The 7,694-nt window shown below is 47.3% G+C and carries 2 protein-coding genes; both read right to left on the bottom strand.

Going from position 1 to position 7,694, the window contains the following annotated elements; all coding sequences use genetic code 11:
• Positions 1-167: 167 nt before the first annotated feature.
• Complete coding sequence (locus ACXAH6_RS08535; RefSeq protein WP_474876234.1) at positions 168-938, bottom strand: rhamnogalacturonan acetylesterase; 771 nt, start codon at positions 936-938, stop codon at positions 168-170.
• 9 nt (positions 939-947) lie between these two features.
• Positions 948-7,631 (bottom strand): pectinesterase family protein, encoded by a 6,684-nt coding sequence (locus ACXAH6_RS08530; RefSeq protein WP_474876233.1) that lies wholly within the window; start codon positions 7,629-7,631, stop codon positions 948-950.
• Positions 7,632-7,694 lie beyond the last annotated feature (63 nt).

The raw sequence follows: 7,694 nt of genomic DNA, 5'->3' as shown, positions 1-7,694 counted from the left end.
ACCATGTGATGAGACTCGTACTTCCATCTTCGTAGCATACAGGCCTCGGACTCATTCATCCACGGGTAAACCCGTGGTGTTCTGTCGCTTCGCGACCGGTCACATAAAAAAACGCGATGCCAACTAAGTCATCGCGTTTTCAAAATTACATGTTAATCATTCAACAGTTACAAATGCTCACGATAGACAAACTTCGCCAGTGGGTGCCCTTGTTTCTTTAAATCTCGAATGAAAAACTGAGCCACACGACTCGCCCCCTGAACAGTCAAATGCGTGTTGTCTGTTTTTCCATCGGGATGCTTTTCGTAAAGATCCGCAGGTACTTGTATAAAATACGGTTGTGCGGCGTCTTTGCCGAGTTCTTCAATATAATTGCACGTCATGGCCTGCATATCGAAATAAGCCACATTGGCTTCTTTAGCGACTTTTTCTGCCGCATCAGCATACGCTTGCAAATCTCGCTTTAAGTTGCCTTTGTCATCAAAGTTTCGACGACAAATGGAACTCGCTATCATGGGGATCCCACCTTTCGCTCGCACCTCGTCAATAAATTGATGCAAATACGCGGGATAATCTTTGTCTGGTGACGCATAGCGCGCTGGATCAGATTTTTTCTGATCGTTGTGACCAAACTGAATTAATACGTACTCGCCTTCTTTCAATGAAGTGATCAGCGACTGCCAACGCCCCTCATTGACGAAGCGACGGGTACTTCTCCCGTTTTTCGCATGATTAACCACTTCTAACTTAGGCAATAAAAACTCGGGCAACAACTGTCCCCAGCCCCGCTCAGGGTAAGACAAATTAGGCTTGTCAGACATGGTTGAATCGCCAACCAGATGTAACCTTGCTTCAGGTTTGTCTTGTGCCGCTTGAGCGCTAACGCTCAGCGACACTGCGACACACAACCCACTGATGAGCCGGGTGAATGAATGCATGAAAACTCCTTAATCAATATACTCAATGCGAAGATTGTCGAGTACCACGGTGCCACCGCTTTCGGTACGCAACTGAATGAAAGAATTGGCGGTTGCGAGCGGCCCTTCTACTTCCAGCGTGCCCAAAGTGAGTTCACCAATCAACACTTGGTGGAACTTAGAGCTCCCCCCTAAATGAGATTGGCTACTGCTGCTGGTATTGTTATCAACATAAATCTGGAAGTTGTTGTCGCCCGCAGGGTCATCAGTACTGATCACATCAACCACAACTTTGTAAGCACGGCTCAGATCAAATACCCCTTTTCCGGTTGTATCGGTATCACTGGTATCCACATCAGGTGACGCGTCGCCAATCGAAAAGCGCGCACTTGCCATCGTAATTTGGCCGTCGGCCACAGTGATACCACTGCCGCCGCCGGTTACGTTGTACAAGGGTGATGAAGCGCTTGCAGGCAGCGATTTATACGCCGCACTGAAAAACGTTGATGCATCACTTGCGCTGAAATCTTCACTGTAAGGCAGATCGGTGCTAGTTGGTTCTCCAGTATTACCCGAATCATCACTGCCGGCATCCACCTCAGGAATATCCAATCCACTCTGGTCGATTTTACCCACACCCGCATGGTTAATCACTTTCGCTTTTACCACACTCGCGTCATCAAGAGTAAATTCATAAGGCACTTCATAACTGCTGGTAGGTGTCGCTTCACTGCCTGCTGATACATCTGTGCCAGAGGGGGTAGTCCAAGTAACGCCTTCGCCAAATAAATTGCCGGATGTATTCCAGTAACCAATAACATCTGAGTAGAAAGAGACAATTGGGTTTTGCGTATTTTCAAATACGTTGTTTTGAATCTGTAGCTCAGCACCAATCCGCGAGTTAATCGCCGTTGAGTGAATGTCGTTAAAGTAGTTGTTATACAAGTGACCATAGCCATAACGGAACAAGGGTAAGCGCGACTCAATGCTCTCGAAACGGTTGTGATGGAAGGTGATAAAGCGGTCGGTATTATCAGCGGTATCATCTTCGGTATGGCCGTGTAACGACGCTTTCCAGTGATCGTGCAGATAGTTATACGAGATCGTGATATAACGCGCACCCGACTTACTGTCAATCAAGCCATCGTAATAGTCTTTGTCTACCGACATAGTGCTATACAACTCATTGTGATCTATCCAGATGCGCTCTGTAGTAGAACCATCGTCGTCACCTTCAATCGAAATTGCATCTTTGCCACCCGTTAATACGTGATGGATTTTCAGGTTCTGAATAATCACATTGTTTGCACGACGAATTGAGATACCGATACCATCGAACTCACCGCGGTCAGCCACACCGATAATCGATACATTGTCCATATCTTTTATCTCGATAGAGCGACCTGAGCCATCGTTGTTTTCATCAGTAATTACACCATCAACGTACACAGTCACAGGTGTATTGGTTGCTGCCGCATCATCCAATGCTTGTTGCAACGCAGCACCGGTGCTAACTGTAACGGTAGTACCACCAGCGCCGCCAGTTACGTCAAAGTTATAGCCAGCGAATCCTTTGTCGATCACTTCGTCTTGAATAACAGGGGCATCCAAAGCAACAGGAGACCAGCCTGCACCGTCATTAAAGCCAGCGAATACCGCATCACGAGAACTGTAAGCTGCTATTTCATCATCAGTGAGTATATAGCCCCCCACGCGACCGCTGAGATCCAACGCATTGCCGTCGAGATCCATGCTGCCATATTCACGCCAGCCTGCACCCGCTGTGGCTGGGTTTGGCGTAGGCGCTGGTTGACCGTTCACACCTTCACTCGCCCAACCTACAGTAGCAATGTGGGTGTCAAAGCGGTTGTTAATCAGCGTAATGTTGTCGAAGTAATTTGTGTTACCACCACTGCGCGCAATGTAAGTTGAATCGTCGAGTACATCATTACCCAAGGGGCCAGGGCCATGGGTAAAGCGACTGTTCAAGAAGACAAAGCCTGGGTCATCTTGATTCTGCACTCGTGCTTGCAGTACATAACCACCAGGGCTGTCTGTATCTGCACCGTACTTAGAATCGCCGATAGTACGAATTTCACTGTCTTCAAACAACGCCGCGGTTGCGTAACCCCAAATAAAGTCAACGTTACCCGCTACCAATGTGTTGTAGAACCAGCTGTAGCCTTTCAATAGCAGCGTATCTTGCTCACTGATGAAGTTCATATTATTCGCAGTCAAACGATAACTACTATTGAAGTAAATAGTTTCAGCTTGGTTAGAATCTACGTTATTGCGTTCATGGCTGTTCTTCAATGTGAAATTGTTGAACACGAGGTTATCGGCACCTTCAATCAAGAAAACACTGCGACCACCGCCAGGCGTTCCTGAACCCATCGGCTCACTTCCGCCTGTACCACCGTTATAAGACTCGTAGTTATCGTAATAAATCACGGTGTTATCACGATCTTCACCCTGAATGGTTAAGTTGTTTTTGTTGCGTAAGAACAATAGCTCGTTGTACATACCCGATTTAACAGTAATAGTCGCTGCGGTATCTTTACCAACACTTTCCATCACGTAGTTCAGCGCTCCCTGAACCGTACGGAAATCGGCGTTGCCATCGTCATCTACCGTAACTGCACTACCCGATGGCGCAATTTCTTTAGTGGTGAATGACCAACCGCTATTCGCGCCCATACCGGCAAATTCCACACCGTTTAAGGTTGCGCCTGTCACAACTGACTCGCCAATTGCCACATAATAGGTTTTGTCATAATCAAGAGCATTGTTATGAGGCTTGATGGTAAGTGTATTACCCTCGATGCTGAATGGACGATAGCTCACTCTGCGTACACGGTCTTGCCCCGTGTAGCCCAGTGCATCAACTTCACCGCCAAGCGCAATCACATCGGCAATGGTGTCGTTGCTCGCATCATAAATACGCACTTCACCGGCTTCGCCAAGAGAAGGCTCATTATCAAATGTAATGCTTAAACTCGCGTCGATGTAGCCGTTAGTGCTGTTCATCGCTGGCGTAAGTTTACCGGTTAAGTCTCCGTATTCTGAGCTAGGCATAACAAAGCCTTCAGCCACAGTCACATCAATGGTTTTAACCAAAGTGCTATCCGAACCTGAAGCAAAGTATACGGTTGCTGTGCCCTCGCCTACTGGCGTAACAACAACATTAGTACCATCAACATCAACGGTTACTACGGCGCTGTCTGAACTTGTTACGGTAAACGTATCGTCAGTGATGCCATCGTTTTGAATAGCAGTTACATAAACGTACAATGCATCGCTGGTAGTAGTGGTATCCCACGACGTTTCTTTGTAATCCAACGAAAGCTGAACAGGTTTCACCGTTGGGTCGCCCACTTTGAAATCGTCGATTTCAAAAGAGCGGTTGTTGGTGAACATACCAATTAGGCCTTTCGCGGTGTAGTTGGAATCTGTGGTCGATCCCATCTCTTCACCGTCGAGGTAAACGGTCAGTGTGTCTCCCACTAAGTCAAAGCGTACGCGATACCACACACCATCTTCAGTGCCATCTTTTTCACCCAGTAACAGTGGCGTTGAAGCCTGTACCGGACGAGCGATGGAGCCATCAGTGCTGATCGACACTTCAACGCGGGTACTACTGGATGAGTTTTGAAGGTTCAAACCACCACCGTACCAGTTTCCTTCGCTGTCATAACGCCCTAACAGATAAAGCTGTTTATTAGCGGTTGTGCTGTTTTGTCTCGGACGAATACGCGCTTCAATAAAGTAATCAGCGGTATCAGGGAGCGTTGCCATCACGTCTTCTTTCAACTTAAGAATTTCGCCACCTGCACTACCTGCGGTGTAACGCATAGCAATGTTGCCATCTACATCTAATGTGTCCCAGGTACCCACAGCACCTTCGGCATTATCAGGTTGAGCAATTAAATCCCAGTTAGACAAATCACCATTGGCAAAGTCATCACAGAAATACAAGCTGGGTTCATCGTCACAGCTGAAGGTCTGCGGCCCTAAATCTGCTTCGCCCACATAGTTAATTGACAGGTTATCAATCACAACCGTGCCACCGCTTTCGGTACGCAATTGTAGGAATGAGGAGTTAGTCGCAACCAATCCATCAACAGTGACACGCTGACCTACTGGCAACTCGTTGATCAAGGCACTGTAAAATTTAGAGCCAGAGCCGTGAATAGATTTACCACTGCTGCTGGTGTTGTTATCTACGTAAAGCTGGAAGTTATTATCACCATCTGGGTCATCTACGCTGATCACATCGAAGCTCACGGTATATGGACGCGTTAAGTCAAATACACCGGTTGTGGATGTGTCTTCGGCCGCAGTTTCCGTGTCAGGTGTGGTATTTCCCCAAGTAAACCGAGCACTTGCCATCGACAATTGGCCATCGGTAATGGTTAATCCACTGCCGCCGCCCGTTACGCTATACATAGCAACTGAATCACTACCGGGAATGGTTTTATAATCAGTGGTAAAGAATGCTTCAGACGTGGTTTCAAAATCTTCATTTGCAACGGTTGCTGCATCAAGATATTCAATACGCAGGTTATTAATAACAACCGTACCACCGCTTTCCGTACGTATTTGTAGGAAGGAGTTCTGAGTCGCTACCAAACCTTCCACTTCAAGTGTCGTGCCCGGCTCAAGGGTAGAAATTAACTCGTTGTAGAAACGCGAGTCACCACCGTGGATCGATTTGCTACTGCTACTACTGTTGTTGTCGACATAGATCTGAAATTTATTGTCCCCTTCAGGATCACTTGCAGACACAATGTCCATCACCACCTTATATGGGCGACTTAAATCTAATACCCCAGAGGTGGTGGTATCATCGGCAGTTGTTTCTACTCCAGGTTCGCTGTCACCAATAGTGAAGCGGCCGGAGTCAATTTGTAGACCAGTATCGATCACTAACACGCTACCACCTGTACGGGTGTACATTGGCAGGGTTTCGCCCGCCGCATTGGTTAGCGTATCGAAAGCTGTAGAGAAAATATCCTCTGTAACGCCCACATAATTATAAGTGAGAGGTAGATCTGTACGGGGGATCTCAGGCTGTTCTACTGGCTCTTCTGGTTCTTCCGGCTCTTCGGGGATCACCACATCAACGGCATCTGCCACTGTCTCAATACGCAAGTTATCGATAGTAATACGACCACTTGAGTCTGTGCGCAGTTGGAAGAAAGAATTTGTGACTTCAGGATTCAAAATGCGTGCATCAGGATCATCAGCAGCCAATCCTGTCACATCAGTACCCGGTACATAGGTGTAGGTAAAGCGCTGGCCTTGAGGGAAGTTCTCGTCATTCAACGACATGCCGATGAATTTAGACGCAGCACCTTGCACTGAATTACCTTGGCTAGCCGTGTTGTTATCAACATAAGCGTTGAATGAACCGGCACCGTTGTGGGAAATCACATCAAAGCTAATAGTGAAACCTTCACTAATGTTGTAGATACCAGTACCTACCGTATCGTTTGATGAAGTGTCTTTACCTGGATCTGTTGCCGCATTACCAATTGAGAAACGAGCGCCCTCAAGAGTAATTTGGCCTAACTCAGGGTCAAGCGCTGGGCTACCACCGGTTTTAAAGTACAGTGGCCCACTATCTGGGTCGTCACTTAGACGCTTATAACCAGAAGAGAAGAAAGTGGCTGTGTCGGTGTCAAACTCCTCCAACAACGCTGGCTCAATCATAGAGGCTAGTTCTTCCAACGCGGCGCGCTCTATTTCGGCTTGTTCTTCAGAGAACACTAATAGGTTGTCTTTAGCATCTTCGTTGGCATCACAACTTGCTACAGCCGTGGCTAAGGCATCTTCCCCGCCATCAACAGCACACAAGCTATAAACCTGGTTCACCGTATTGAATGAACGGGCAACAAAGAAAGTAGAGGTTTCTCCGCTGACTAATTTTAGTGCTCTGCGACCGAAGGCAAAGGAATAAGTCCCCGTTAACTCACCTTCCGCATCCGTGTAAGTAAAGCTTCCCGTTAACTGATTTTCGTCGTCTGGGGTAAAGTTAAACGTGGCAGTAGACGCGGTATCACCATCTAAATAGGTGTGATACACATTGCCGGTAAACAAACTCACATCCATAGCGTTAGTGAGTAAGGTGCCATATTCAGTTTCGAGGAAGTCGACAAAGTGGCTCACCGCCTCGTCAAATGGCTTAAGTGTCGCACTACCGCCAGCAGCAGGTAGCCAAGTTTCAACGTCGGCAGCAAAATCCGCCGCACTTTGACTGAAGAAAGCCTCAACGGTTTCACCATCAGCTAATAGCATTTCAGCTGCAGCAGCAGCATTGTCACTAATAGTGATACCGTTACTTGCATCACCGTCAGAATCTAGGGCTTGTAACAAGCGCAAGGTATTCGCTACTGACTGGTTAAAGGGATTGTCCGTACCGAACATATCCAATGGCGTTAAAATAGCCGATGCCGGTACGGCTGGAAACTCTAGATCACCGACGAAAAAAGTAATTTGATCGCCACGGAAATAGGAGAAGTCACCATCGGTTCCGGTGGCGCCATCTGGGAATGATTCAGAACGATATCCCAAACCAATAACAGGGCTATCGACAAAATAGCCAGTGAGCGCCGGATCGGGCGCTTCTTTTACGTTAATTGTTTGCTCAAAGCCACAACCTGTGACAATGACAGCGCTACCTAAAATGGCAGCAATACGATTGACAAGATTCATATTCACCCTCCTGGGATGAGCTTGTAGGGCAAACTGGCTTATGTTTCCCACACTGCTAACACT

It is taken from the genome of Alteromonas sp. ABE4_545, from assembly GCF_056161325.1.
Note: the sequence above shows the minus strand (reverse complement) of the source record. Positions and strands in the feature narration are given on the sequence as shown.